The sequence below is a fragment of the Mesorhizobium sp. M0062 genome, assembly GCF_040323125.1.
GTDB lineage: Bacteria > Pseudomonadota > Alphaproteobacteria > Rhizobiales > Rhizobiaceae > Mesorhizobium.
The window spans coordinates 191,725-217,055 of the sequence record NZ_JAMYUO010000001.1; the positions used below are offsets into that span (position 1 = coordinate 191,725).

22 protein-coding genes are annotated in these 25,331 nt (G+C 62.9%); 14 read left to right on the plus strand and 8 right to left on the minus strand.

From position 1 onward, the window contains the following. Positions 1-30 precede the first annotated feature (30 nt). The 6 genes from NKJ64_RS00905 (at position 31) to NKJ64_RS00930 (ending at position 7,971) form a co-directional block, all read left to right on the plus strand. The gene (locus NKJ64_RS00905) at positions 31-873 is read left to right on the plus strand and encodes a glycosyltransferase family 25 protein (RefSeq protein ID WP_023826511.1); all 843 of its coding nucleotides are present in this window, start codon (positions 31-33) and stop codon (positions 871-873) included. Positions 874-905: 32 nt separating this feature from the next. Then, entirely contained in the window at positions 906-3,701 is a 2,796-nt protein-coding gene (locus tag NKJ64_RS00910) for a [protein-PII] uridylyltransferase (protein WP_023826510.1), read from the plus strand. A 58-nt stretch (positions 3,702-3,759) separates the two neighbouring features. Continuing rightward, entirely contained in the window at positions 3,760-5,367 is a 1,608-nt protein-coding gene (gene murJ, locus NKJ64_RS00915; RefSeq protein WP_023685138.1) for a murein biosynthesis integral membrane protein MurJ, read from the plus strand. 172 nt (positions 5,368-5,539) lie between these two features. Then, complete coding sequence (gene trpS, locus NKJ64_RS00920; RefSeq protein WP_023725837.1) at positions 5,540-6,607, plus strand: tryptophan--tRNA ligase; 1,068 nt, start codon at positions 5,540-5,542, stop codon at positions 6,605-6,607. A gap of 101 nt (positions 6,608-6,708) precedes the next feature. Then, a complete protein-coding gene (locus NKJ64_RS00925; protein WP_023672856.1) occupies positions 6,709-7,200 on the plus strand; it encodes a universal stress protein in 492 nt (163 codons plus the stop codon). A 201-nt stretch (positions 7,201-7,401) separates the two neighbouring features. Further along, a complete protein-coding gene (locus tag NKJ64_RS00930) occupies positions 7,402-7,971 on the plus strand; it encodes a NifU family protein (RefSeq protein WP_023685140.1) in 570 nt (189 codons plus the stop codon). 182 nt (positions 7,972-8,153) lie between these two features. On the opposite strand, the gene NKJ64_RS00935 is transcribed toward NKJ64_RS00930, so the two are convergent. Continuing rightward, on the minus strand, positions 8,154-8,771 hold the full coding sequence (locus tag NKJ64_RS00935) for a L,D-transpeptidase (RefSeq protein WP_023692663.1): 618 nt from the start codon (positions 8,769-8,771) through the stop codon (positions 8,154-8,156). A 238-nt stretch (positions 8,772-9,009) separates the two neighbouring features. Between NKJ64_RS00935 and cueR the strand changes: the two genes are divergently transcribed. Then, the gene (gene cueR / locus NKJ64_RS00940; protein WP_023672853.1) at positions 9,010-9,426 is read left to right on the plus strand and encodes a Cu(I)-responsive transcriptional regulator; all 417 of its coding nucleotides are present in this window, start codon (positions 9,010-9,012) and stop codon (positions 9,424-9,426) included. A gap of 381 nt (positions 9,427-9,807) precedes the next feature. On the opposite strand, the gene NKJ64_RS00945 is transcribed toward cueR, so the two are convergent. Next, positions 9,808-10,128 carry a hypothetical protein gene (locus tag NKJ64_RS00945; protein ID WP_023807719.1) on the minus strand — a complete coding sequence of 107 codons (321 nt, stop codon included), beginning with the start codon at positions 10,126-10,128 and terminating at the stop codon, positions 9,808-9,810. Positions 10,129-10,292: 164 nt separating this feature from the next. On the opposite strand from NKJ64_RS00945, the gene NKJ64_RS00950 reads away from it, so the two are divergent. Then, complete coding sequence (locus NKJ64_RS00950; RefSeq protein ID WP_023672851.1) at positions 10,293-10,445, plus strand: hypothetical protein; 153 nt, start codon at positions 10,293-10,295, stop codon at positions 10,443-10,445. Between the two features lie 566 nt (positions 10,446-11,011). After that, the gene (locus NKJ64_RS00955; protein ID WP_352461806.1) at positions 11,012-11,971 is read left to right on the plus strand and encodes an IS1595 family transposase; all 960 of its coding nucleotides are present in this window, start codon (positions 11,012-11,014) and stop codon (positions 11,969-11,971) included. A 156-nt stretch (positions 11,972-12,127) separates the two neighbouring features. Here the strand turns inward: NKJ64_RS00955 and NKJ64_RS00960 are convergent, their stop codons facing one another. Continuing rightward, entirely contained in the window at positions 12,128-13,072 is a 945-nt protein-coding gene (locus NKJ64_RS00960; protein ID WP_352461807.1) for a hypothetical protein, read from the minus strand. Positions 13,073-13,203: 131 nt separating this feature from the next. On the opposite strand from NKJ64_RS00960, the gene NKJ64_RS00965 reads away from it, so the two are divergent. Continuing rightward, positions 13,204-13,704: an MmcB family DNA repair protein gene (locus tag NKJ64_RS00965; protein WP_352461808.1), complete on the plus strand. Its 501-nt coding sequence runs from the start codon at positions 13,204-13,206 to the stop codon at positions 13,702-13,704. A 53-nt stretch (positions 13,705-13,757) separates the two neighbouring features. Here the strand turns inward: NKJ64_RS00965 and nhaA are convergent, their stop codons facing one another. The 5 genes from nhaA to NKJ64_RS00990 form a co-directional block, all read right to left on the minus strand. After that, complete coding sequence (nhaA, locus tag NKJ64_RS00970) at positions 13,758-14,945, minus strand: Na+/H+ antiporter NhaA (RefSeq protein ID WP_352461809.1); 1,188 nt, start codon at positions 14,943-14,945, stop codon at positions 13,758-13,760. A gap of 359 nt (positions 14,946-15,304) precedes the next feature. After that, complete coding sequence (locus tag NKJ64_RS00975; RefSeq protein WP_023672848.1) at positions 15,305-15,868, minus strand: ActR/PrrA/RegA family redox response regulator transcription factor; 564 nt, start codon at positions 15,866-15,868, stop codon at positions 15,305-15,307. Between the two features lie 85 nt (positions 15,869-15,953). Beyond that, positions 15,954-17,279 (minus strand): ActS/PrrB/RegB family redox-sensitive histidine kinase, encoded by a 1,326-nt coding sequence (locus tag NKJ64_RS00980; RefSeq protein ID WP_023738116.1) that lies wholly within the window; start codon positions 17,277-17,279, stop codon positions 15,954-15,956. A gap of 32 nt (positions 17,280-17,311) precedes the next feature. Beyond that, positions 17,312-19,774, minus strand: coding sequence for an ATP-dependent helicase HrpB (gene hrpB / locus NKJ64_RS00985; protein ID WP_352461810.1), 2,463 nt, complete (start codon positions 19,772-19,774; stop codon positions 17,312-17,314). 41 nt (positions 19,775-19,815) lie between these two features. After that, complete coding sequence (locus NKJ64_RS00990) at positions 19,816-20,706, minus strand: DMT family transporter (RefSeq protein WP_023694178.1); 891 nt, start codon at positions 20,704-20,706, stop codon at positions 19,816-19,818. A 26-nt stretch (positions 20,707-20,732) separates the two neighbouring features. Here NKJ64_RS00990 and NKJ64_RS00995 point away from each other — a divergent pair, with 26 nt between their 5' ends. The 4 genes from NKJ64_RS00995 to NKJ64_RS01010 all read left to right on the plus strand — a co-directional run bounded on the left by NKJ64_RS00995 (position 20,733) and on the right by NKJ64_RS01010 (position 25,142). Continuing rightward, positions 20,733-21,431: a PIG-L deacetylase family protein gene (locus tag NKJ64_RS00995; protein WP_352461811.1), complete on the plus strand. Its 699-nt coding sequence runs from the start codon at positions 20,733-20,735 to the stop codon at positions 21,429-21,431. A gap of 255 nt (positions 21,432-21,686) precedes the next feature. Then, on the plus strand, positions 21,687-23,018 hold the full coding sequence (locus tag NKJ64_RS01000; protein ID WP_023684201.1) for an ABC transporter substrate-binding protein: 1,332 nt from the start codon (positions 21,687-21,689) through the stop codon (positions 23,016-23,018). 229 nt (positions 23,019-23,247) lie between these two features. Beyond that, positions 23,248-24,195 (plus strand): carbohydrate ABC transporter permease, encoded by a 948-nt coding sequence (locus tag NKJ64_RS01005; protein ID WP_352461898.1) that lies wholly within the window; start codon positions 23,248-23,250, stop codon positions 24,193-24,195. Beyond that, positions 24,192-25,142 (plus strand): carbohydrate ABC transporter permease, encoded by a 951-nt coding sequence (locus tag NKJ64_RS01010; RefSeq protein WP_023694180.1) that lies wholly within the window; start codon positions 24,192-24,194, stop codon positions 25,140-25,142. The genes NKJ64_RS01005 and NKJ64_RS01010 overlap by 4 nt, the downstream gene beginning before the upstream one ends. Positions 25,143-25,331: the final 189 nt, after the last annotated feature.

The window sequence follows — 25,331 nt, forward strand, 5'->3', positions numbered from 1 at the left end:
CGCGCGTCCCACTGCATCGATCCCACCCAAATGAAATGCCTGATTATCAATCTCGATCGGTCCCGCGATCGCCTCGCCCATGTAACGGCGGAGTTCGCGCGCATCGGCATCGCCTTCGAGCGGGTCGCCGCCATCGATGCGCGAGATCGGCCGGATCTGGCCGAAATGCCGCAGGGCAAGAAGCATTTGCGTCTGGCCGACGCCGAGATTGCATGCCTGCTCAGCCACCAACAGTGTTGGTCGATGATCGCGACAGGTGAGGATGCTTACGCGGCGATTTTCGAGGACGATGTCGTTTTCCCGGACAAAGCCGGCGCTTTGCTTGCCGATGCGGGCTGGATTCCCGCCGATGCGGACATCGTCAAGTTGGAAACGTTCTTCAACCGGACCGTAATTTCACGCAAGCAAGTTGCCTGCGGCCACGGTTTTTCTGCGAGCAGACTGCACGGGCTCCATATCGGTACGGCGGGATACATCCTGTCCAGACAGGCCGCGCGGGACCTTCTTGCGGCAACGAATGAGATCAGCATTCCCGTCGATCACCTCATCTTCAATCCGCGTTTTGCTACCTCGTCCGACAAGGTCATTTACCAACTCGTCCCAGCATTGTGCCTGCAGGCACAATTCCTCGGCGACAGTCCGGTGAGATTGCCAAGCCTGCTCAAGCAGGAGCGAACAGAGGAATGGGTGGCAAGCGGGATAGGTAAACGGCGCCCCAGGCCAATCACCGCCAAGGTAAGGAACGAGACCAGGCGGTTGACGCGGCAGATCGCCGATCTCTTCCGGCTCCGGCGCGAGATGATCATCCCTTTCTGGTATCGCGGCCGACGCGTCCGTCCGCCCCATACACAGCGCCGTGAAAACGCGCTATAGACGCCGCGCAAAGGCGAGGCCCCCGGCAATCCATGGCAAAAATCTCCCTCAAGCTCGACGCGCTGATCGACAGCGAGGCTTTGCGCCGCGACATGACGGCGCTGATCTCGGCGGCCAGCGGCGCCGAGCCCGGCGCGCGCGTCGGTGCGCTCCGGCTGCTGAAGGATCGGCTGACCGAGGGCCGCAAGGTTGCCGAGCGCATGCTGATGGACGATGGCAGCGGCACGGCCTGCGCCGCCCGGCTGTCGCATCTGATGGACGAGATCATCCGCGCCCTCTACGAGTTCGCCGCGACCCACGTCTACCGGGTGAAAAGCCCCTCGACCGCAGAGCGCATGGCGGTCGTTGCCGTCGGCGGCTATGGCCGCGGCACGCTGGCGCCGGGCTCCGACATCGACCTGTTGTTCCTGCTGCCCTACAAGCAGACGCCGTGGGGCGAACAGATCGTCGAATATATGCTCTATATGCTGTGGGACCTCGGGTTGAAGGTTGGCCACGCCACCCGCAACATCGACGAGTGTCTCAGGCTGTCGCGCAGCGATATCACCATCCGCACCACGATCCTGGAAGCGCGGTTCCTGTGGGGCGAACAGAAGCTCTTCGACGAATTGCTCACCCGCTTCGACCATGAAGTGGTGCGCACCACCGGACCGGAATATGTGCAGGCCAAGCTCGCCGAACGCGACGATCGCCATGCCAAGGCCGGCGAAAGCCGCTATCTGGTCGAGCCCAACGTCAAGGACGGCAAGGGCGGCCTGCGCGATTTGCAGACGCTGTTCTGGATCGCCAAGTATTTTTATCGCGTGCGCACCGGCGAGGAATTGGTCGAGAAAGGTGTCTTCACCGAGGCCGAGTACCGCGAATTCCAGAAGGCCGAAGACTTCCTGTGGGCGGTGCGCTGCCACATGCATTTCCTCACCGGCAAGCCAGAGGAACGGCTGCATTTCGATATCCAGCGCGAGATCGCCGAACGGCTGGGCTACACCACCCATCCCGGTCTGTCGGCGGTCGAGCGCTTCATGAAGCATTACTTCCTCGTCGCCAAGGATGTCGGCGACCTCACCCGCATCTTCTGCGCCGCGCTCGAGGAAGAGCAGGCCAAGCATGTGCCCGGCTTCAACCGCATCTTCCTCACCTTCCAGCGCCGCAAGCGCAAGCTGGCAGGCACGTCGGACTTCATTGTCGACAATCACCGCATCAACGTCGCCGACGACAGCGTGTTCGAGCGCGACCCGGTCAATCTGCTCAGGCTGTTCTGGTTCGCCGACAAGCACGGGCTGGAGTTCCATCCCGATGCGCTGAAGCTGCTCACCCGCTCGCTCGGTCTGGTCAACAAGTCGCTGCGGCGCGACGAGGAGGCCAACCGGCTGTTCCTCGACATCCTGACCTCGGACCGCAATGCCGAGCTTAATTTGCGGCGCATGAACGAGGCCGGCCTGCTCGGCAGGCTGATCCCCGATTTCGGCAGAATAGTCGCCATGATGCAGTTCTCGATGTACCACCACTATACGGTGGACGAGCACCTGATCCGCTGCATCGGCGTCTTGGCCGAGATCGAGCGCGGCGACGGCGAAAAGGTGCATCCGCTCTCGCACACGCTGATGCCGGGGCTAGAGAAGAGCCGCGAGGCGCTCTATGTCGCGGTGCTGCTGCACGACATCGCCAAGGGCCGGCCGGAGGATCACTCAGAGGCCGGCGCCCGGATCGCACGCCGCATCTGCCCGCATATGGGGCTGTCGGCCGCCGACACCGAGACCGTCGCTTGGCTGGTCGAGAACCATCTGGTGATGTCGATGACGGCGCAGACGCGCGACCTCAACGACCGCAAGACGATCGAGGATTTCGCCTCGATCGTGCAATCGGTCGAGCGGCTGAAAATGCTGTTGATCCTGACCGTCTGCGACATCAGGGGTGTCGGGCCGGGCGTGTGGAACGGCTGGAAGGGCCAGCTCCTGCGCACGCTATACTACGAGACCGAACTGCTTTTGACCGGCGGCTTCTCGGAAGTGTCGCGCGCCAAGCGGACGGCGGCGGCGCGCGAGCGGCTGGCCGAGGCGCTGGCCGATTGGCCGGACAAGGCCCGCAAGCGCTATGTCGGCCTGCATTATGAGAACTATCTGCTGACGGTCGACCTCCCCGATCAGCTGCGCCATGCCGAATTCATCCGCGAAGCCGACGCGGCAGGCAAGAAGCTCGCCACCGTGGTCAGGACCCACCAATTCGAGGCGGTGACCGAGATCACCGTGTTGGCGCAGGATCATCCGCGCCTGCTTTCGGTTATTGCCGGCGCCTGCGCGGGAGCCGGCGGCAACATCGTCGACGCGCAGATATTCACCACGTCCGACGGCCGCGCGCTGGACATCATCCTGATCTCACGGGAATTCGACCGCGACGAGGATGAGCGCCGTCGCGCCGAGCGCGTCGGCCGGCTGATCGAGGACGTGCTGTCGGGCAAGAGCTGGTTGCCGGAGATGATCGAGAAGCGCACCCGGCCGCGGCGCGGCGCCAAGGTGTTCAAGATTCCGCCGCGCGCCGAAATCCGCAACACGCTGTCGAACCGGTTTTCGGTGATCGAGGTCGAGGGACTGGACCGGCCTGGGCTGTTGTCGGAAATCACCAGTGCGTTGTCCGATCTCTCGCTCGACATCGCCTCGGCTCACATCACCACCTTCGGCGAGAAGGTGATCGACACTTTCTATGTCACCGACCTTACGGGGCAGAAGATCGACAACCCGGCACGCACCGCCACCATCCACGCCAGGCTGATCGCGGCGCTTGAAGGCGTTGTCCCAGAGCGCGGCGGCAAGGCCAAGGCGGCGGCCGAGTGACCATCACTTTGTCCCAATCACCCCCTTTGTCCCAATCATCCAGGCAATCTCCCCGCGCATGAGCCTCGTCAAGAAATTCGCCACGGTTGCGTCCGGCACGCTGATGAGCCGCGCCCTTGGCTTTGGCCGCGAAATGCTGATGGCGGCCGCACTCGGCACCGGGCCGGTGGCGGACGCCTTCAACGCCGCCTTTCAGTTTCCCAACACGTTTCGCCGGCTGTTTGCCGAAGGCGCCTTCAACGCCGCTTTCGTGCCGCTGTTTGCCAAGGAGATCGAGACTCACGGCACCGACGGCGCCAAGCGCTTTTCGGAGGAAGTGTTCGGCGTCCTGTTCACCGCACTTCTGGCGCTGACCATCGTCATGGAATTGGCGATGCCGCTGATCGTGCGCTATCTCGTGGCGCCGGGCTTTGCCGACACGCCGGGCAAATTCGAGACGACCGTCCTGCTGGCGACGATCATGTTCCCGTATCTCATCTGCATGTCGCTCGCAGCCATGATGGCCGGCATGCTGAATTCGCTGCGCCGCTATTTCGCGGCTGCCGTGGCGCCCGCATTCCTCAACATCATCCTGATTAGCGTGCTCGGCTACGCCTGGTACCACGGCATGGATGCCCGTGAGGTTGGTTTCAGCCTGTCCTGGGGCGTGCTGGCGGCGGGGCTGGTACAGCTCGCCATTGTCTGGGTGGCTGTGCGCAATGCCGGCATCGCCATCGGTTTTCGCCGGCCGAAGATGACGCCCAACGTCAAGCGCCTGCTGATCCTGGCGCTGCCGGCGGCGATCACCGGCGGCATCACCCAGATCAACCAGCTGATCGGCACGGCGATCGCGTCGGCGCAGGACAGCGCCGTGTCGTCGCTTGCTTACGCCGACCGCATCTACCAGCTGCCGCTCGGCGTCGTCGGCGTCGCGGTGGCCATCGTGCTGTTGCCGGAGCTGTCGCGGGCGCTGAAATCGGGCAATCTGGTCGAGGCGGCCAATCTGCAGAACCGCTCGGTCGAGTTCACCCTGTTCATGACCTTGCCGGCGGCGGCGGCCCTTTGGGTAATGGCGGAGCCGATCGTGCGGCTGGTCTATGAGCGCGGCGCCTTCGCCGCCAACGGCTCGACGCCGACCGTGGCCGCGATCCTGGCGATTTTCGGCCTCGGCCTGCCGGCCTTCGTGCTGATCAAGGCCTTCACTCCCGGCTATTTCGCCCGCGAGGACACGCGCACGCCGATGATGTTCGCCGCCATCTCGGTCGGCGTGAACGTGATCACCGCGCTGACGCTGTTCCCCAAAATGGGCGCGCCCGGCATTGCGGTGGCCTCGGCCGTCGCCGGCTGGGTCAACGCGGTGATGCTGCTTGCGGTGCTGATCCGACGTGGCCATTGGGGCCGCGACGTGCCGCTGTTGAAGCGCATTCCGCGTCTTGTGCTGTCGGCGGCGGTGATGGCGGTGGCGCTCTATTTCGCCGAGCATTGGCTGGCCGTCAGGCTCGGCCCCGGCTCGCCACTGGTGATCAAGGCCGTGACGCTTCTCTCATTGGTGGCCGGCGGGGCGCTGCTCTACTTCGTCACGGCTTTCGCCACCGGCGGCGCCGATTTCGGAATGATCCGGCGCAATGTGAAACGCGGCTCGGGCAAGGCAGCGGCGCCAGCGCCAAACGCCGATCTGGACGAATAGTCCGGGCGAGCTAACAGCAACACCGGTCTTGATCCTCTCCGCCCCTTCGTCCATAAGCGCGCCGTCGCAAGACTTTCGCCGCGCGTGGTTTCCAGCCGCGTGATTGGCTCCGAAAAGTCTGCAACTTTTCGGAATCACGCTTATACGGCCCTCCACAAGCCATGAGGACATCATGACCGCCTTCAAACAGCTCGTCTTTTCCGGGGTACAGCCGACCGGCAATCTGCATCTCGGCAACTATCTCGGCGCCATCAAGAAATTCGTCGCCCTGCAGGACACGTCAGACTGCATCTATTGCGTCGTCGACCTGCATTCGCTGACGGCACAGCTCGTCCATGACGACCTCGCCGACCAGACCCGCTCGATCACCGCGGCCTTCCTTGCCTCCGGCATCGACCCGAAGAAGCACATCGTCTTCAACCAGTCGCGGGTGATGCAGCATGCCGAGCTTGCCTGGATCTTCAACTGCGTGGCGCGCATCGGCTGGATGAACAAGATGACGCAGTTCAAGGACAAGGCCGGCAAGGACCGCGAAAATGCCTCGCTGGGCCTGCTAGCCTATCCCTCACTGATGGCGGCCGACATCCTGCTCTACCGCGCCACCCATGTGCCGGTGGGCGAGGATCAAAAGCAACATCTGGAGCTGACCCGCGACATCGCGCAAAAGTTCAACAATGACTTTTCGAGCCGCATCGCCAGCCTTGGCGTCGGCGTCGAGATGCAGGTCGGCGAGGAGACGGTAAACGGGTTCTTCCCGATAACCGAACCGGTGATCGGCGGGCCGGCGGCGCGCATCATGAGCCTGCGCGACGGTTCGAAGAAAATGTCGAAGTCGGACCCGTCCGACCTGTCGCGTATCAATTTGACCGACGATGCCGACACCATCTCGAAGAAGATCCGCAAGGCCAAGACCGACCCGGAAGCGTTGCCAAGCGAAGTCGACGGCCTGGAAAGCCGCCCGGAAGCGGAAAACCTGGTCGGCATCTATGCCGGGCTGGCCGAGATGTCGAAGGCGGACGTGCTGAAGGAGTTCGGCGGCCAGCAGTTTTCCGTGTTCAAGCCGGCGCTTGCCGACCTTGCCGTGGAAAAACTGGCGCCGATCGCCGGCGAGATGCGCCGCATCGAAGGCGACCGCGCCCATGTCGACGCGGTGCTGAGAGACGGCGGCGAACGCGCCGGCGCGCTGGCTGAGACCACGATGAAGACGGTACGCGACATTATAGGCCTGTTGCAGGGCTGATCCTACCGTCAGTGCACCGCACCATTCTGGCCCAAGGCCGGCGGCTTGCCGCCGGTCTGTCGCGGTGGCAGATTGCGGCCGAAAACATCGAGTAGATAGACATGGTCTCCAAACGCCTCAGTCGCGAAGCCGGCCATCGCAGGAAATTCCTGACGATCATCGACGACACGCCGGAGTGCGAGCGCGCCGTCGCGTACGCCTCCAAGCGGGCGCAGAGCACCAGCGGCACGCTGGTGCTGCTCTACATCATCACACCGGACGACTTTCAGCACTGGCTGGGCGTCGAGAAGATCATGCGCGAGGAAGCCAACGCCACGGCGCGCGCGGCACTCGACGGCTACGCCAACAAGGTGCGCCAGAAGCTCGGCATCGAGCCCGAGATGGTGGTGCGCGAAGGCAAGCCGACCGAGGAGATCCACAAGCTGATCGAGGAAGACCAGGACATCGCCATCCTGGTGCTGGCGGCAGGTGCCGGCAAGGAAGGACCCGGGCCGCTGGTCGGGGCTGTTGCCGGCAAGGGCGCCGCCTTCCCTATTCCCGTCACAGTGGTGCCGCAGAACCTTTCCGACGAGGAGATCGACAGCCTCGCATAGAGAGTGATGCCGGAAAGTGTGAAGCGGTTCGGATAACATCACGATCCTGGATTTATAGCCCGCGCGGGATTCATCCCCAGCCAGTAAAAACATTCCGCCAGCCAGCCATTTTGAGCGATGCGTTTCGCTTGAATGTCCAGCAGATTGAGCCTATTTAGAACTATTCCAAACTAGCTGCCCGACTGGGGCACGGAGACGGCCATGTTCATCCAGACCGAATCGACGCCGAACCCGGCAACGCTGAAGTTCCTGCCCGGCAAGGAAGTGCTTGTCGAAGGCACCGCCGATTTCCGCGACGCCGACAGTGCAGCCAGCGCCTCGCCGCTGGCCGGCCGCCTGTTCGAGATCCCCGGCGTGACCGGCGTCTTCTTCGGCTATGACTTCATCACCGTGACCAAGGACGGCCCGGACTGGCAGCACCTGAAGCCGGCCATCCTCGGCGCCATCATGGAGCATTTCATGTCGGGCGCGCCCGTCATGGTCAACGCCGGCCCCGCTGCCGAGACCAGCCAGACCGGCGAATTCTACGACAAGGCCGATGAGCAACTGGTCATCACCATCAAGGAATTGCTCGACACCAGGGTGCGCCCGGCGGTTGCCCAGGATGGCGGCGACATCACCTTCCGCGGCTTCGAGAACGGCACCGTGTTCCTGCACATGAAGGGCGCCTGCGCCGGCTGCCCGTCCTCGACGGCGACGCTGAAGCACGGCATCCAGAACCTGCTCCGCCACTTCGTGCCGGAAGTACAGCAGGTCGAGCAGGTCTCCTAAGACCCCTTCACGCATTCGAGCGAGCAACAAAAAACCGGGCCAGATTGCCCGGTTTTCTGTTTTGGACGTCCGTTGTTGCCTAGACGGTCCGCGTACGAAGGGTAACGCCTATCTTGACCTTGATCTTCCCGAAAACCGGTTCCACTTTTCGCTTTCGTGGACCTCGGTTCCGGATCAAGGTCCTACATCACGATGACCTTGGCACCGACCGAAGTGCGGTCGTAGAGGTCGATGATGTCCTGGTTCATCAGCCGGATGCAGCCTGACGACATCGCTTTGCCGATCGAATTCCATTCCGGACTGCCGTGCAGGCGGTAGCCCATGTCGCCGCCCTTGTTGAACAGATACATGGCGCGCGCGCCGAGCGGGTTCTTCAAGCCCGGCTCCATGCCGCTCGCGAACTTCGCTAGCTCCGGCTGGCGCTGGATCATCTGCCGCGGCGGCGTCCAGGTCGGCCATTCGCGCTTCAGCGCGATATGGGCGGTGCCGTGCCATTCAAAGCCTTCGCGGCCGACGCCGATGCCGTAGCGGATCGCCCGGCCGTCGCCTTCGACGAAGTAGAGAAACTTGTTCTGGGTATCGACGACGATGGTGCCCGGCTTTTCCGAGGTGTCGTAGTTCACCTCTTGCCGGTGGTACTTCAGCGGCACCCTCTCGATCGGGATGCGCGGCAGTTGGTAGCCTGCATCGTTCACCGAACCGTAGTTGTTGGTGAACAGTTGCGAGCCGATCGTGCTGCAACCCGAGATCGCGGCCGACAACGCAAGTGCGGCGACGATTGCAAATGACTTCATGCGCATGAAATGGTCCGATGCCCCGCCAAGATGTCGCGACACGTTACGGCCGCTTTTCCTGAAATCATTCATGCTGGCATTTGCTTTGCTTGCCAAGCGCGCGATGCCTATATGCAGGAGCTTACGTGCCGGTAAGCCGTCAACTATGGCATTTCGGCAACAGGACTCACGGGATTGTGAAGGAAAAACAATGGGCGGCCCTGTCGGATAGCCTAGAAACAGGGAACCACATCGAGGAATCACAATGAATGTAGGCGATGCCGCGGCGCGGTCCGGCCTGCCGGCCAAGACCATCCGCTACTATGAAGAGATCGGCCTGATCGCGCCGGCGCGCGCCGGCAATGGCTATCGCGATTATTCCAGCGACGACATCCATCGGCTGGCCTTCCTGCGCCGTGCCCGCAACCTCGGCTTTTCAATCGACGATTGCCGCCAGCTGATGGCGCTCTACCGGGACCGCAGCCGCGCCAGCCACGATGTGCGCGAGATCGCCGCCGCCCATGTCAGCGCCATCGAGGAAAAAGTGCGCGAGCTGCAGTCGATGCGCACGACCTTGCAGACGCTGATCCAGGCCTGCCATGGTGACGACCGGCCGGATTGCCCGATTTTGGATGACATTGCGGGGGCTGCGCAGGCCGCAGACAGGCGGGCCACGGTTTGAAGCACGGGCGCCGGGATAGACTGGGCGCCGGACGCGCAAGAAAAACCTCCAAAGGTCTATATCTCATTTGGCTAAAATTACGGAACGTCCAATGGACAAGAACGGAACCAAAGCGGTTACATCAGACCTTCGCGCTCACGACGTAAGACTTTAGTCCGGCCGATTTATAGCTAAGAACGGAAGTCGATCGGCACGACATAGGGCCGCTGTGGATCAATACCAGACTGCACCCAGACGAATATGGTGCGATCGCGGAAGACGCTCGGACCAAGCCGTCACCCAGGTTTGGCAACCGAATAATCGTCTGATGAGGCGCGCGGATGCTGGGGTCAAAATCCGAAAGCGACCGCCACCTTCAGACCGAACGAGTAAGAAGCAGACCTAGCTTGAGGTAGGTTCAAACTCTTCTCTGACTTCCTTCCAGAGCAAAAACTTGAATGGCCACGCTCTGAGATAGGGGATCAGCTTCTCTCGCGGCAGAGCCGCAAAAAGAAGGGTGGTCAGAACTGAAAACATACAGGACAGAAACGCCACAAAAGCTATCGGCATCATCAATACCGCAGTGAAGCCACCGACAATATGCGGCCAAGTACCCTTCTCAGCTACGATTCCCGCGCTAGCAAGAAGGCCAATCCCCAGCAAGATTAGGCCTATCGTGCCCAACGATACGAGCAGCGCGGTGAGTGCGGTTCTACGCTTCATATGCTTTGCCTCCCGGTAGCTATCTCAAGCATAGCGGGGATCAATCCGCAGGGCGCGTTGTAAAGTATATAGTCGCCCTGCGAAAGGCGATTGTATGGTTGACAAACCCATTTGCTCACGACCTTGGCTCTGCTAGTCTCGCGCTTGGGTTTGGGGGTCAAGACATGAATGCCGTTGAGTTTATCGACAAGGTTCTAACGCCGCTCGGTGGCGGGCTTGGCGTCCTGCTGGCATGCCGGTTTTCACCGCAACTTCGTGCGCAGGTCAGGCCTGGTCTGGAATTAGTGATGGCAGTTATTGTCGTGCTGATCCTGTGAGCCATCAAATGGCTCTAGGAGCTACCCAGCCGTAGGGAAGTTACCCATTTCGGAACCAAATTCCGCCTAACGCTTACGAGTCGTCGTTTCGTATACGGCTTGGTCATTTACAAGGTTTCGTATGCATCCGCCCTGATAGCCGCCAGTCGGAACGCGCTATGCTGGTGCGGCGTGGCGTGCAACGGCTGTTGCGGGACATGGGCCCTCTGCAGAACTGGCCCACGCTTGCCGCGGCGATAACAGGCCCTGACTGCCTCGATTTTTGATGATATGGCGGGCTTAGGCCGGGCGAAGGCAAGGCCGCTTCGGGCAGTGACATAAGCGGCCGGACCTCGCTCATCCGAGACTTCAGGACCTTTTCGGCCATCCCGCTTCTCACAAACGCGGAGATGACACCGATTAGAGATTCGATCCAACGCAGTATTGTCCGCAGTACTTCCCGTAGCGCCTGGCCCATGACGTGACATGCCTCTCGGATCATCAATCGTAGCAGGATTATATTCCGCATATTATACTTGACGTACCCACGCAATCGGAATAGGTTGATTCCATAAGGAGTTAGACCGATGTCCGTGCTTTCCGACCGCCACTTTCACGACGAAGCCGCAGCCTACAAGTTCGTAGAAGCCAGGATTTGGCCGAACGGTCCTGTTTGCCCGCATTGCGGAGGCTTTGAGCGCATCTCCAAGATGGAAGGCAAGAGCACTCGCATTGGCACCTATAAGTGCTACCAGTGCCGCAAGCCCTTCACCGTCAAGATAGGCACCATCTTTGAAGCCAGCCACGTCAAGCTCAACCATTGGCTACAGGCGATCTTCCTTATCGCCTCGTCCAAGAAAGGCATTTCGAGCAATCAGCTTCACCGCACCCTTGGCGTGACCCTGAAAACCGCTTGGTTCATCTCGCATCGCATCCGTGAAGCCATGCGCGACGGCAAGCTTGGTCCGCTCGGTGGCGAGGGGCAGATTGTGGAGGCGGACGAGACCTATTACGGCCCGACCAAAGAGAAGCGCACTATGACCACCAGCGGTCGCCCATTCACCAAGAGCGGCAAGACTGGCCCGTCGAACAAGCGCGCTATCCTTGGCCTAGTCGAGCGCGGCGGCAACGTTCGCACCTTCCACGTTGTGCAGGCGACCAAGGTCAATGTCGCGGCGCTGGTGACTGAGAACGTCCACCACGAAAGCACCCTCTACACCGACGAAAGCAAGCTCTATCACGGCATGGACGATCACTTCGCCAGCCATGAGACTACCAAGCACACTGGCGGCGAATACGTTCGCTACGTTGGCGATGCCGTCATCCACTCGAATACCATCGAAAGCTATTTCAGCGTTTTCAAGCGTGGCATGCGCGGCACCTACCAGCATTGTGCCGAGAAGCACTTGCACCGCTACCTCGCCGAATTTGACTTCCGCCATAATTCGCGCGTAGCCCTTGGCGTGAATGACGTAGCGCGCGCCGGTCGCATCCTTGATGGTGTCGTCGGCAAGCGCCTGACCTATCAAACGACTAGTGCAAGGTGAGGCACCCTATGGCGTCTGGCGACCGTCCAAATACCGCCCGAAAGCCCCCCGGAAAAAAGGCGACAAAGCTTAGTCAGAAAGAGCAATCCGAGCGGTTTAAGGAAGCCGCTCGGGAGCTTGAGGCAGACGAGAGCGGGGCGGCATTCGACCAAGCCGTCAAGGCTGTGCTTGCCCCGTCGAGATCACAGCAATCTCGGGTGCGTCGAGATTAGCCGCTATGTGGCGCATGAAGCTTTCGGTCGCTGCCCAAATGACCGCAGCCTGCCCAACGTCATAGCTTTTTACGATATGCATGGTCGGATTCCGCCAAGCGGTTTTGATGGCGACCACATCTCCAAGCGCGTCTTGGTAGAAGGGCCTCTTAGCTTTCTGGCCGTGAGTGAGGTTCGCATGGTTAGCGCTATCAAGCAGCTTTTCGAGCTTCTTTTTGTAGGATTCCCAACTGGGGGCGTAATCAATGCTTAGATCGGCAGCCAAGGCGCGCAGACCCGCTTCTACAACCCGCATTAGGTGAAACACGGTCGCGGTCCCTTGTCCCACTGCCAAGCATTTCCCGGCTTCCGCAATGTCATCCAGAGCTATCGGGAATTTCTGTTCGACATCCTCTCCAAATAGCGGCCCAACTGGCTCGTAAAGCGCTCGATGATCAGGCGACATTTGGAGGTAGATACGCGCTCTGCAATCATCCCGTATGCGGCTGACGATTTCGGAAAGGTGCGCAAACACAGTGCCGCAATTTTCTGCCGTCATGCGAACGCCTTCGACCTTCGGGTCGTCCACCGGAACTTGGCTCAGAAACTGCCTGGTCCGTTCTGAAGCTTGATAAGTAGAAACCAAAGAGTTCTCGCGGGCGATTTGTTCAATCTCCGCGACGGCCTCTAGCAGGGTTTTTACGAAAGATTTCTCATAGAGTACGGTTGCGGTTCCGGGACCCACCCCCGCTCCCGCCGAGATCATCTCGTGCTCAGTGCGTTCGAACCAGCCCTTCTCCACATTTAGTCGCTCCAGCAGTTCTATGAGCCTGCCGACCTTCAATTGCAGCATATCCCACAAGCTCCACAGCTTGCCGGGCACGAATCCCTCCCGGTCAGCGTGCTTCATAGCACACCTCTCCGAGCTTGGGTACGCGAAGTATAATATGCTGATTATATTCCTATCTGGCCGAATTTGTCAATCGGATTTTGCCCAAGCATGGGTTCAAACCGTGAACAAAATCTGGCATGGTGGCTGCCATGCCGATCATCTCCCCGATTCTCCTCAATCCCCTGATCGATGGCCGCCAGTCGGAACGCGCCATGCTGGTGCGGCGTGGCGTGCAGCGGCTGCTTATGCAAATGGGCATGCATGTGCTGCCCGAACTGTCGCTGGCCACCGGGCGGCGCGCCGACCTTGTGGCGCTGACCAGGCAGGGCGACATCTGGATCATCGAGATCAAATCCTCGATCGAGGATTTTCGCGTCGACCGCAAATGGCCTGATTACCGGCTGCACTCCGACCGCTTCTTCTTCGCCACGCATCCGGGCGTGCCCTCGGATATTTTTCCGGAGGAATGCGGCTTCATCCTGTCCGACGGCTACGGCGCCGAGATTCTGCGCGATGCGCCCGAGCACCGGATGGCGGCGGCAACGCGCAAGGCGCTGATGCTGCGCATCGCACGGGCGGGTGCGGCGCGGCTGCTGGCGGCGGAACTGGTGGGTGTGGCGGTGCCGGCGCTGGCGGGAGAGAGCGAGTAGACGAAGCTCAAGTTCCTCGCCCCGCTTTGCGGGGGCGAGGAACCCAAGAACACCTACTCCACCACCTCCTCCACCCCTGCCGCCGGCGCCATCAGGAGCACGGCGGCACCCAGCAGCGCTGCAACGAAGGACCCCGCCAGGATGCCGACCTTGACGGCGTCCTGCAGCGCCATGTCGTTGGCGAAGGCGAGCAGGCCGATGAACAGGCTCATGGTGAAGCCGATGCCGCAGAGCAGCGAAATGCCGATCATGTGCAGCCAGCCGGCATTGACCGGCAGGTCGGCGAAGCCGAGCCGGATGGCAAGCGCGGACGAGCCGAAGACGCCGACCAGCTTGCCCAGCACCAGGCCAGCGGCAACGCCGAGCGTCAGCGGCTCGACCAGGGCAGAGGCGCTGAGGCCGGCCAGCGACACGCCGGCATTGGCAAAGCCGAAGATCGGGATGACGAAGAAGGGCACGATCTTGTGCAGGCCGTGTTCAAGCCGGTGCAACGGCGAATGGTCGAGATCGTGGCCGCTGCCGTCAGAGATTTTCAGCGGAATGGTGAGCGCCAGCGCGACGCCGGCAAGCGTGGCATGCACGCCCGATTTCAGCACCAGCACCCACAGCACGGCGCCCAGAACGAGATAGGGCGTCAGCGCCGTCACCCGCATGCGGTTGAGCACGATGAGCACCGCGATGACGGCGAAGGCCGCACCGAGATAGGCCAACGACAGGGCGCTTGTGTAGAAGATGGCGATGATGATGACGGCGCCGAGATCGTCGATGATGGCGAGCGCGGTAAGGAAGATTTTCAGCGAGGCCGGCACGCGGCTGCCGAGCAGCGACAGCACGCCGAGCGCAAAGGCGATGTCGGTGGCGGTCGGGATCGCCCAGCCGGAGAGCGCGGCGGCGTTGTTGCGGTTGATGGCAACATAGACCAGTGCGGGAACCAGCATGCCGCCGGCGGCGGCGACGCCTGGCAGCACGCGGCGCGGCCAGGTCGAGAGCTGGCCGTCGAGCATCTCGCGCTTGATCTCGAGGCCGACCAGCAGGAAGAACACCGCCATCAGCCCATCGTTGATCCAGTGCGACACGCTGAGCGGGCCGAGATAGGCGTGGAGAGCGGCGAAATAGGTTTCGGCCAATGGTGAATTGGCGACGATCAGCGCAAGGGCTGCCGCAATCATCAGGATGATGCCCCCCGCCGCCTCGCCGTCGAGGAATTCGCGAAGGATGGATTTCGGCTGCTTGTCGCGCATCTGTGCTCCGTTGCCGGGTTTTCCGGCGGCGTTATTGCCGATGATGGGCAAAGGTCGATGGCACGGCAAGCGCAACTGTTTCCAGCGTTGGCGCCGCCCCAACCAATCCGCTTGGCGCTGCGGCGGACGCATAGGGGGAGAGAAGTGTCACCTATGTATCCGGTTCAAAGTGTTACCCATCTATCGGCTGGACAGCAGCTTCAGCCTCGCCGTCGTCTCCTGCAACGCCGGCGATTGGCGAAGCCGGCGATGAGAGCGCCCCTCTCCCCCGTCTCTATACGGGGAGAGGACGCCGGCAGGCAGGTGAGGGGCAGCGCTGAGGTCGGCAATTGGCGGCCGGCGCCGCCGGCGCGTGAACCTCAGCGTGGTGCGCGCTTGGCGAGTATCCGCTGCAGCGTGCGGCGATGCATGTTGAGCCGGCGCGCGGTTTCCGACACGTTGCGGTCGCACATTTCGTAGACGCGCTGGATGTGTTCCCAGCGCACCCGGTCAGCCGACATCGGGTTTTCCGGGGGGGCGGCGCGTTCGCCGGCGGTGCGGGTGAGCGCTGCAAACACGTCGTCGGCGTCAGCCGGCTTCGACAGATAGTCGATGGCGCCGAGCTTCACCGCGGTCACCGCGGTGGCGATGTTGCCGTAGCCGGTGAGGATGACGGTGCGGGCATCGTCGCGCTTCTCGCGGATGGCGGCGACGACGTCGAGGCCGTTGCCGTCGCCGAGCCGCATGTCGACCACCGCATAGGCCGGCGGATGGGCGCGCGCCTTGGCCACCGCCTCCTCGACGCTCTCGGCCGTCTCGACCACGAAACCCCTGGTTTCCATGGCGCGGGCCAGCCGCGTCAGGAACGGCTTGTCGTCGTCGACGATGAGCAGCGAGGTGTCCTCGCCTTCAACCATTGCGCCAATTGCTTCTTCGCCAGTCATTATCTTAAAAAATCCTGCTGCCTTAATTTTACGCAGATATAGTTCCTGAACGCCATTGTCCAATTTTGCCGCCTCCGCCAGGCTTTTACGCGGTGTCGAACATCGAGATCCCCACCGATTCCGGGTTGAGGAAGACGGTGCGGGGCCACGATATCTGCACGATGGCGCCCTCGCCCAGCCCGCTCGAATTGCGGAAATCGAGCGTGGCGCCGGAGCGTTCGAGCAAGGTCTTGGCAATGAAGAGCCCGAGTCCAAGGCCACCGCCGGCCTCGTTGCCCTGGCGTGTCGACATATAGGGCTCGCCGATGCGATCGATGATTTCGGGGGGAAAGCCCGGCCCGTCATCGATGATCGAGAAGGTGACGTCGAGTTCGTCCCAGCTCCATCGCACCGTCACACTGTTGCGGGCGAAGTCGACGGCGTTCTCGACCAGATTGCCGAGGCCGTAGATGACCCCGGGGTTGCGTCGTCCCACCGGTTCGGGGCCGACGCGCTCGCCCGGCCGAAGCTTGATCGAGATGCCGAAATCGCGGTGCGGCGCCGTCACCTCCTCGACCAGCGAGGTCAGCGGCAGACGGGACAGATGCGCCTCGCCCTCGGAGGACAGGCTGGTCAGCCGCTTAAGGATCTCGCGGCAGCGCTCGCTCTGCGACCGCAACAGCTTCACATCCTCACCATATTTCGGATCGTTACCCAGCGCCTTCTCCATTTCCTTGGAGACAAGGGCGATGGTGGCGAGCGGCGTGCCGAGTTCGTGCGCGGCGGCGGCGGCGAGGCCATCGAGCGCCGACAGATGCTGCTCGCGCTGCAACACCAGTTCGGTGGCGGCAAGCGCATTGGCGAGCAGGCGGGCTTCCTCGGCGACGCGGAAGGCATAGATGGCGGTGAAGGCGATCGAGGAAAACACCGCCATCCATATGCCGGCGACATAGATGAACGGCATGGGCAGCGGCGCGCCCTCATACCATGGCAGCGGCTGGTGGAAGAAGACCAGCAACGTGGCCGCCGCCATGACCAGCGCGCCGAGCACCGCAGTCAGCCGCAGCGGCAGCGACGCCGCCGAGATGACGACGGGCACGGTCATCAGCACCGAGAACGGGTTGGTGAGGCCGCCAGTCAAATAGAGCAGGCCGGCAAGCTGCAGGCTGTCGAAGGTCAGGATGAAAAAGGCTGAGAACGGGGTCAGCCGGTGCGCTGCCGGATAGCGGAAGGTCAGCACCAGGTTGAGCCAGGCCGAGCAGGCGACCAGCGCGAAGCAGAGGCTGACCGGCAGCGGGAATTTGAGCCCATAGGCGACGACCAGCACCGCCAGGCTCTGGCCCACGATGGCCAGCCAGCGCAGCCGGATCAGCGTGTTGAGGCGCAGCCGCTGGCTTTGCTGGAAGTCTGGCGCGTGCACGATGTTGATCATGGCCAAGGATTATAGCCGGGAAAGGACGAGCGCTAGGTCCCTCGCGGTTTGGCGCGGGCGGTGGCTGCAGCGAGCAGCGGATTTTCGGGCCAGACATGGCGGGGATAGCGGCCGCGCATGTCGGTGCGCACATCGGCCCAGGAGCCGCGCCAGAAGCCGGGCAGGTCGCGCGTCGTCTGGATCAGCCGGTGCGCCGGCGACAACAGCTCGAGCGTCAGCGGCACGGTGCCGTTGGCGATTGCCGGATGGCGGTCAAGGCCGAACAGTTCCTGCACGCGGATCGCCAGCACCGGCCATTCGCCGTCATAGCGGATCGGCACATGGCTGCCGGACGGCGCGTCGAAATGGGTCGGCGCCAGTGTGCCGATCTTGCGCTGCAAATCATGCGGCACCAGCGCCATCAGGCCCGACGACAGCGTGCCGGGGTCGATGGCGGCGAAGGACGCCTTGCCCGACAGGAACGGCAGCAGCCAGTCGTCGAGGCGTTCGAGCAGGGCGGCTTCCGAAACATCGGGCCAGGGCGCGCCGAGGCCGCGATGCAGCCAGCCTAGGCGCTGGCGCAGCGTCTCGCCGTCCTTGCCCCATTCCAGCAGCGACAGGCCGTGCTCGCGCAAGGCATCCAGGATGGCGCGGTCGGCGTCTGTTCCAGTTGGTGCGGGCAGCATGCGCTCCGACAAAGTGATGGCGCCGAGCCTGGCGGTCTCGCGCACGCGCACCGCGCGCCGCTCGCGGTCGAAGCTTGTCTCGCGGCGCGTCTCGATCCTGTCGGAGAGTGCGGCGCGGATGTCGGCCTCGTCAACGGCTGCCGCCGCCGTGATGCGGGCATTTTGCGCCTTACCATGCAGATCGGCGACGACCAGCCAGGTCTCACCGGCCAGCGGATCGGCGGCGTCGAGCATGGCGCCGGAGCCGTTGGCGAGCACGAAACGCCCGCGCTCGCCCCGCGCTCTGGCGACACGGTCCGGCCAGGCGTGGATGAGGAGAAGACCGGCAGAAGCGGCTTCGCTGCTCTTGGAGCCGCCCGCCTGCTTCCCCAATCGCCCGGCAAGCTGCCTTGCCGCAACGGCGCGCGGCGACTTTTCGGTGCGGAAGCGCATCAGGCGCCATTCGAGGTCGGCGCCGTCGCCGCCGAGACCACGCTCGGTGAGCAGGACGGCTAGCATCGCAGCTTCGAGCGCGTGGCCGCCGCCAGCGGCTTCAGCGACCATGTGTGCGAGGCGCACGGGCAGCGCCAGCTTGCGCATCGCGCCGCCCGCCTCCGTCAGCCGGCCGGCCGCGTCGATGGCGTGCAGCGCCAGGAGCAGGGCCTGCGCCTCGTTGAGCGCGGGAATGGGCGGCGGATCGAGGAAGGACAGGCTTGCGGGATCGGCGACGCCGAAGGCGGCGCAATCGAGCAGCAGGGCGGACAGGTCGGCTTCGAGAATCTCGGGTGGGGTGAAGGCGGGAAGGGCCGCCGTCTGCTCGGCCCGCCAGAGGCGGATGGCGACGCCTGGCTGTGTACGCCCGGCGCGGCCGGCGCGCTGATCGGCGGACGCCCTGGAAACGCGCACCGTCTCCAGCCGGGTCAGACCGCTTGCCGGCTCGTAGCGCGGCAGCCTCGACAGGCCGGAATCGATGACGACGCGCACGCCGTCGATGGTGATCGAGGTCTCGGCGATCGACGTCGCCAGCACCACCTTGCGGCGGCCCGGCAGCGCCGGTTTGATGGCGGCATCCTGCGCCCTGTTGTCGAGCTGGCCGTAGAGCGGCACGATGTCGGTGTCGGCGCCGAGCCGGCCCTGCAGCCGCTCGGCGGTGCGCTCGATCTCGCGCTGTCCCGGCAGGAAGGCGAGCACGCTGCCGCTCTCGCCGGCAAGAGCGGAGCGGATCGCCTTGGCCATGGCGTCTTCGATGGGAACGCCGGCTGGCCGCTCGTCGTATCTGACATCTACTGGGAACGCACGGCCTTGGCTTTCGATCACCGGGGCGCCGGACAGGAGTTTCGCGACGCGCGCGCCATCGAGCGTTGCCGACATCACCAGCAAGCGCAAATCGGGCCGCAGCGCGCCCTGCACATCGAGCGCCAAAGCGAGGCCAAAATCGCCGTCGAGCGAGCGCTCGTGGAATTCGTCGAAAATCACCGCCGAGACGCCGGGCAGCTCGGGATCGTCGAGGATCATGCGCGCCAGGACGCCTTCGGTGACGACCAGGATTTTTGTCCGGGCCGATGTGCGGTTTTCCATGCGCATGGCATAGCCGACGGTGGCGCCGGGCTCTTCATCAAGCAATTCGGCCATGCGGCGGGCGGCGGCGCGGGCGGCCAGCCGGCGCGGTTCGAGCAGGACGATTTTGCCGGCGACCAGCCAGGGCGCATCGAGCAGCGCCAGCGGGACCAGCGTCGTCTTGCCGGCGCCAGGCGGCGCCACCAGGACGGCGCTGTTGCCGGAGCCGAGCGCCTCGCTCAGGGCCGGCAGCACGGCGGATACCGGAAGCTCCGGCAAGGATCTCGTCGTCATTGCGTCCGCATATCAGCGGTCACTATGGCCATGCAACCGGATCAAAGCCTCGTGCGCGCAAACGGGTTCCAGCGCACCGTGCCCAGCCGCACCTCCTCGCGCACCATGGTGAGCAGGCCGGACGCGCCAACGACGGCCAAGCCGACCAGCGATATCCAGTCCGGATACTCCTGGAAGAACAACGCACCGAGGATCACCGCCCAGACGATCTGCGAATAATGCGTCGGCGCGATGCGGTTGGCCGGTGCGTATTTGGCGGCCAGCAACTGCAGCAATTGGCCGCCGGCGGTAAAGGCGCCGCCCAGCACCAGCCACAGCAGCTGCATGGCGTTGGGGAGGGTGAACGATGTGGCGATGGTGCCGGCCCCGTTGAACAGCAGCCCGTAACCGATGAGCACGCCGAGCATGGTGGTGCGCTTTTCCTGCTGGGCGAGCGACCGCATCAGGATGACGCTGGCCGCGGCAAGGAAGGCCACCGTGAAGGCGGCAAGGTGTCCGAGATGCAACTCGCGAAAACCTGGCCGCACCACCAGCATGACACCTGCAAAGCCGGCAACCACCGCCAGCCAGCGCCATGGACCGACCTTTTCTTTCAGGATGACGGTCGAGAGAATGGTAACGCAAAGCGGCGCCAGGAAGATCAGTGCATAGGTCTCGGCCAGCGGAATGGTGGTGAAGGCGTAGACGCTGAGCACGCCCGAGGCGATGCCGGCCCAGGCGCGGGCCTGCACCGCCCATGGCCGCCCGGTGCGCCAGAAGTCGCGCCAGCGCTCATCGACTGGGCGGCTGAAAAACAGGAAGCAGCCGGCAAACAGCGTGATGAAGAAGCCGATCTCGAAGACGGTGAACTGTCCGCCAAGGCTCTTGATAACGGCATCGCTGCACGAATAGCTTGCATAGGCGATGAGGGCGAGCAGGATTCCGTTCGTCACGTTTTTCCATTTCCGGGGAGAGTGCAGTGAAGGTATTGGCGCTCGGCGCGCATCCCGACGACATCGAGATATTCATGTTCGGTACGCTGGCTGCCTATGCCACGCAAGGCGCAGAACTGACTTTTGCCGTGGCCACGGATGGCGCCAGGGGCGGCATGGGCGACCCGAGCGTTTTGGCTCGTGTCCGCCGCGACGAGGCGGCGGCCGCTGCGGCGCTGCTCGGCGCAACCCTTCGCTTTCTCGACTTTCCCGACGGCGAACTGGTGGCTGATGCGGCACTGATCGCTTCGCTGAAAGCGCTGATACGCGAGACCGCGGCGGATCTGGTTATCACGCATGCCCCCAACGACTATCACGCCGACCATCGTGCTTTGTCGGACGGCGTGCGCATCGCGGCCTCGTTCGGCGTCCCCGTGCTGCATGCCGACACGATGGGCGGCACCGGCTTTGCGCCGACGCATTACGTCGACATGTCCGCCTACGGCGATATCAAGACGCAGGCGATCCGAGCGCACCAATCGCAGTGGCCGGAGCAATATGTCGACAGAGCGCGCGTTCAGAATGAGTTTCGCGCCGGGCAATGCAACAGCGTTCCCGGCTCCCTGGCCGAGGCCTTCCGATTCGAGCCGACATTTCCCTTCGCCGACATCCGCGCGCTGCTGCCGCCCGCGCCCCCTGTCCGGCCGGTGACGCCGCAGACGAAAATTATAGGCGACCCCGGCTAAGCAACTTCCGGGCGAGCCGTCCGGCAAATCATTTCCCAACGATTTCAATCGCCGTTTGGCCATGTTGCGGCGCAGCGACGAATTCGCTTGCCTTGTTTAGTAAAAATTGCATCACTAAACAAATTACTAAACATCTGCGGCGCACCGCGCCGCCCTGGCGACGCATAGCGCGCCGTGTTTAGCCCCTCGGAGGAGCGAGGGTTGAGGGGTTCTTGAAACGGCCATCCGGGCGCGTTTCGCAAATGGGAGGAAGGCATGAAATCGAGCTTGAAACTGGCGTTGGGGCTGGCCTCGGCGATTACCGCGTCGACAGCCGTCTCGAACGCCGCGCACGCTGAAGACCTGACGCTTTGCTGGGCCGCCTGGGATCCGGCAAACGCGCTGGTCGAACTGTCCAAGGATTTTACCAAGGAAACCGGCATCGGCATGAAATTCGAATTCGTGCCGTGGACCAACTATGCCGACCGCTTCCTCAACGAGCTCAACTCGCACGGCAAACTGTGCGACCTGATCATCGGCGACAGCCAGTGGATCGGCGGCTCGGCCGAGAACGGCCACTATGTCAAGCTGAACGACTTCTTCGACAAGGAGAAGATCAGCATGGACGACTTCGTGCCGGCAACAGTCGTCGGCTATTCCGAATGGCCGAAGAACACGCCGAACTACTGGGCGCTGCCGGCCATGGGCGACGTCGTCGGCTGGACCTACCGTAAGGATTGGTTCTCCAAGCCGGAGCTGCAGAAGGAATTCAAGGAAAAATATGGCTGGGATCTCGGCCCGCCGACCACCTTCGACCAACTGAAGCAGGTCGCCGAGTTCTTCCAGAAGCGCGAGATCGACGGCAAGACCGTCTATGGCGCTTCGATCTACACCGAGCGTGGCTCGGAAGGCATCACCATGGGCGCCATGGACGTGCTCTACAGCTACGGCTTCCAGTATGAAAACCCCAAGAAGCCCTACGAGATGGAAGGCTTCGTCAATTCGCCAGACGCGGTCAAAGGCCTGGAGTTCTACAAGTCGCTCTACGATTGCTGCACGCCTCCGGGTGCCTCGAACAGCTATATGGGCGAAGGCGTCGACGCCTTCAAATCCGGTCAGGTGGCCATGCACATGAACTTCGCCTTCACCTGGCCCGGCCTGCAGAAGGACGAGAATGTCGGCGGCGACAAGATCGGCTACTTCGTCAATCCGAAGGGTCCCGGCGGCGCCCAGTTTGCGCAGCTTGGCGGCCAGGGCATTTCGGTGGTGTCCTATTCAGACAAGCAGGAATCGGCGCTGAAATACATCAAGTGGTTCGCCAACAAGGATGTGCAGGCCAAATGGTGGTCGCTCGGCGGCTATTCCTGCCTGAACGCGGTGGTCAAGGACCCGGCCTTCCCGTCCAGCCAGCCTTATGCGCAGACCTTCCTCGACTCGATGGCGATCGTGAAGGACTTCTGGGCCGAGCCGAGCTACGCACCGCTGCTGCAGGCGTCGCAGAAGCGCTTCCACGACTATGTCGTTGCCGGCCAGGGCTCGGCCAAGGACGCACTTGACGGCCTGGTCAAGGACTGGACGCAAGTGTTCCAGGACGACGGCAAGATGTAACCGGACCAACGGCTCCTCCCGAGCCTGACCCCAGAGGCGGATGATTTTCGGGCCGAATCGACCAGAAATCATCCGCCTCGGGCCAAAAAAGAGAGAGAGCATGATGTCGTCCGAAAACCGCTTCACACTTTTCGGCTTCATGCTCTTGGTCCCGTGCCGCCCTTGGCACGGGACGCAGTTCAGATAAATTCCAGTGTCGAGACTTGACGTGACCGAAGCAGGACTCACCATGCTCAATCGGACTGCGGAGAACGTTGCCCGGGCGACCCCGGAGCCGTTGGCCCGCCAGGTCCGGGGGATCAGCGACAAGGGCCTCGCCTGGCTGTTCATCTCGCCGACGATCCTGTTGCTCTTGGCCATCAACATCTTCCCGCTGTTCTGGGCGATCTACCTGTCCTTCACCAACTTCCGCGCGAACCGCCCGAACGAGGTGGTGAAAAACCTCGGCTTCGCCAACTACCAGCGCATCCTCGGCGACCAGGACATCTGGATCGCCATGCAGACGACGGCGCATTTCGTGTTCTGGACGATCCTGCTGCAGACGCTGATCGGTTTCACGCTGGCATGGCTGATCGACAGGAAGTTTCGCGGCCACGCCTTCTGGACGACCATCATCCTGGTGCCGATGATGCTGTCGCCGGCGGTGGTCGGCAATTTCTGGCGTTTCCTCTACGAGCCGCAGATCGGCCTGTTCGCCTACGCCATCTCGTTCGTCACCCGGATACCACCGACCGACATCCAGATGCTGTCCAACGTGTCGCTGGCGCCGTGGTCGATCATCATCGTCGACACCTGGATGTGGACGCCCTATGTCATGCTGATCTGTCTCGCCGGCCTGCGCTCCATCCCCGAATACATCTATGAAGCCGCCGAGGTCGACCGCGCGTCCAACTGGCGGCAGTTCTGGTCGATCACGCTGCCCATGGCGCTGCCCTTCATCATGCTGGCGGTGCTGTTTCGCGGCATCGAGAACTTCAAGATGTTCGACATGGTCAACCTGCTGACCGGTGGCGGGCCGGGCTCGACCACCGAGGTCGCCTCGATCACGCTGAAGCGGCAGGCCTTCGAGAGCTGGCGCACCGGATATTCCTCGGCCTTCGCCATCATCCTGTTCGTCGCGGTGTTTGGGCTGGCCAACATCTACGTCAAGGCGCTGAACAAGGTGAAGCAGAGATGAGCCTGACCACCGCCCACTCCGTCGTCGCCCCCTCGGCCAATTCGAAGCGGATCGCCGGCACGATCATCGTGCTCTACGCGCTGATCTCGATCGTGCCGCTGCTGTGGATCTTCGCCACCAGCTTCAAGACGCCGCCGGATTCGATCGCCTATCCGCCCAAGATTCTGTTCCAGCCGAGCATCGAGGGCTATTGCAACCTGTTCACGACGCGCACCAGGCAAACGCCCGACTACATCAACTCGCTCGGACCCGCGACCGGTTTCTGCGACGAGACCTCGCGCAAGCGCAACATGGTGATTGCCGGCCCGTCCAATTTCCTGCCGCGCTTCGTCAATTCGCTGATAATCGCCTTCGGCTCGACCTTCTGCGCGGTCTTCCTCGGCACGCTGTCTGCCTATGGTTTCTCGCGCTTCAAGGTGCCGCTGGCCGACGACCTTCTGTTCTTCATCCTGTCGACGCGCTTCATGCCGCCGATCGCGGTCGCGATTCCCATCTACCTGATGTACCGCGAGCTCGGCCTGTCCGACACCGCGCTGGGCATGATCCTGCTCTACACCGCGGTCAACGTGTCACTCGCGGTGTGGCTGCTGAAAGGCTTCATCGACGAGATCCCGCGCGAGTATGAGGAAGCGGCGATGATCGACGGCTATACCAGGCTGCAGGCCTTCTGGCGCACCGTGCTGCCGCAGGCGACCACCGGCATCGCCGCGACCGCCATCTTCTGCCTGATCTTTGCCTGGAACGAATATGCATTCGCGGCCCTGCTGACCTCCGGCACGGCGCAGACCGCACCGCCCTTCATCCCGACCATTATCGGTGAAGGCGGCCAGGACTGGCCGGCGGTGGCGGCGGGCACGACGATCTTCCTGGTGCCGATCCTGGTCTTCACCATCCTGCTACGCAAGCAGTTGCTGCGCGGCATCACTTTCGGCGCGGTTCGCAAATGAGTGGTGTGTCAAGTCGACCCCCACTCCGTCGAGCTTCGCTCGACACCTCTCCCCCGATCGACGGGGTAGAGGAAGGACGCGAACTTCATTCAGGCAGGCTGCCTTCCTCTCCCTCCGGAGGGGGGAGAGGTGGCGCTGCGAAGCAGCGACGGAGTGGGGGAACCACCTGGCAACCGTCTCGCCCCGTTG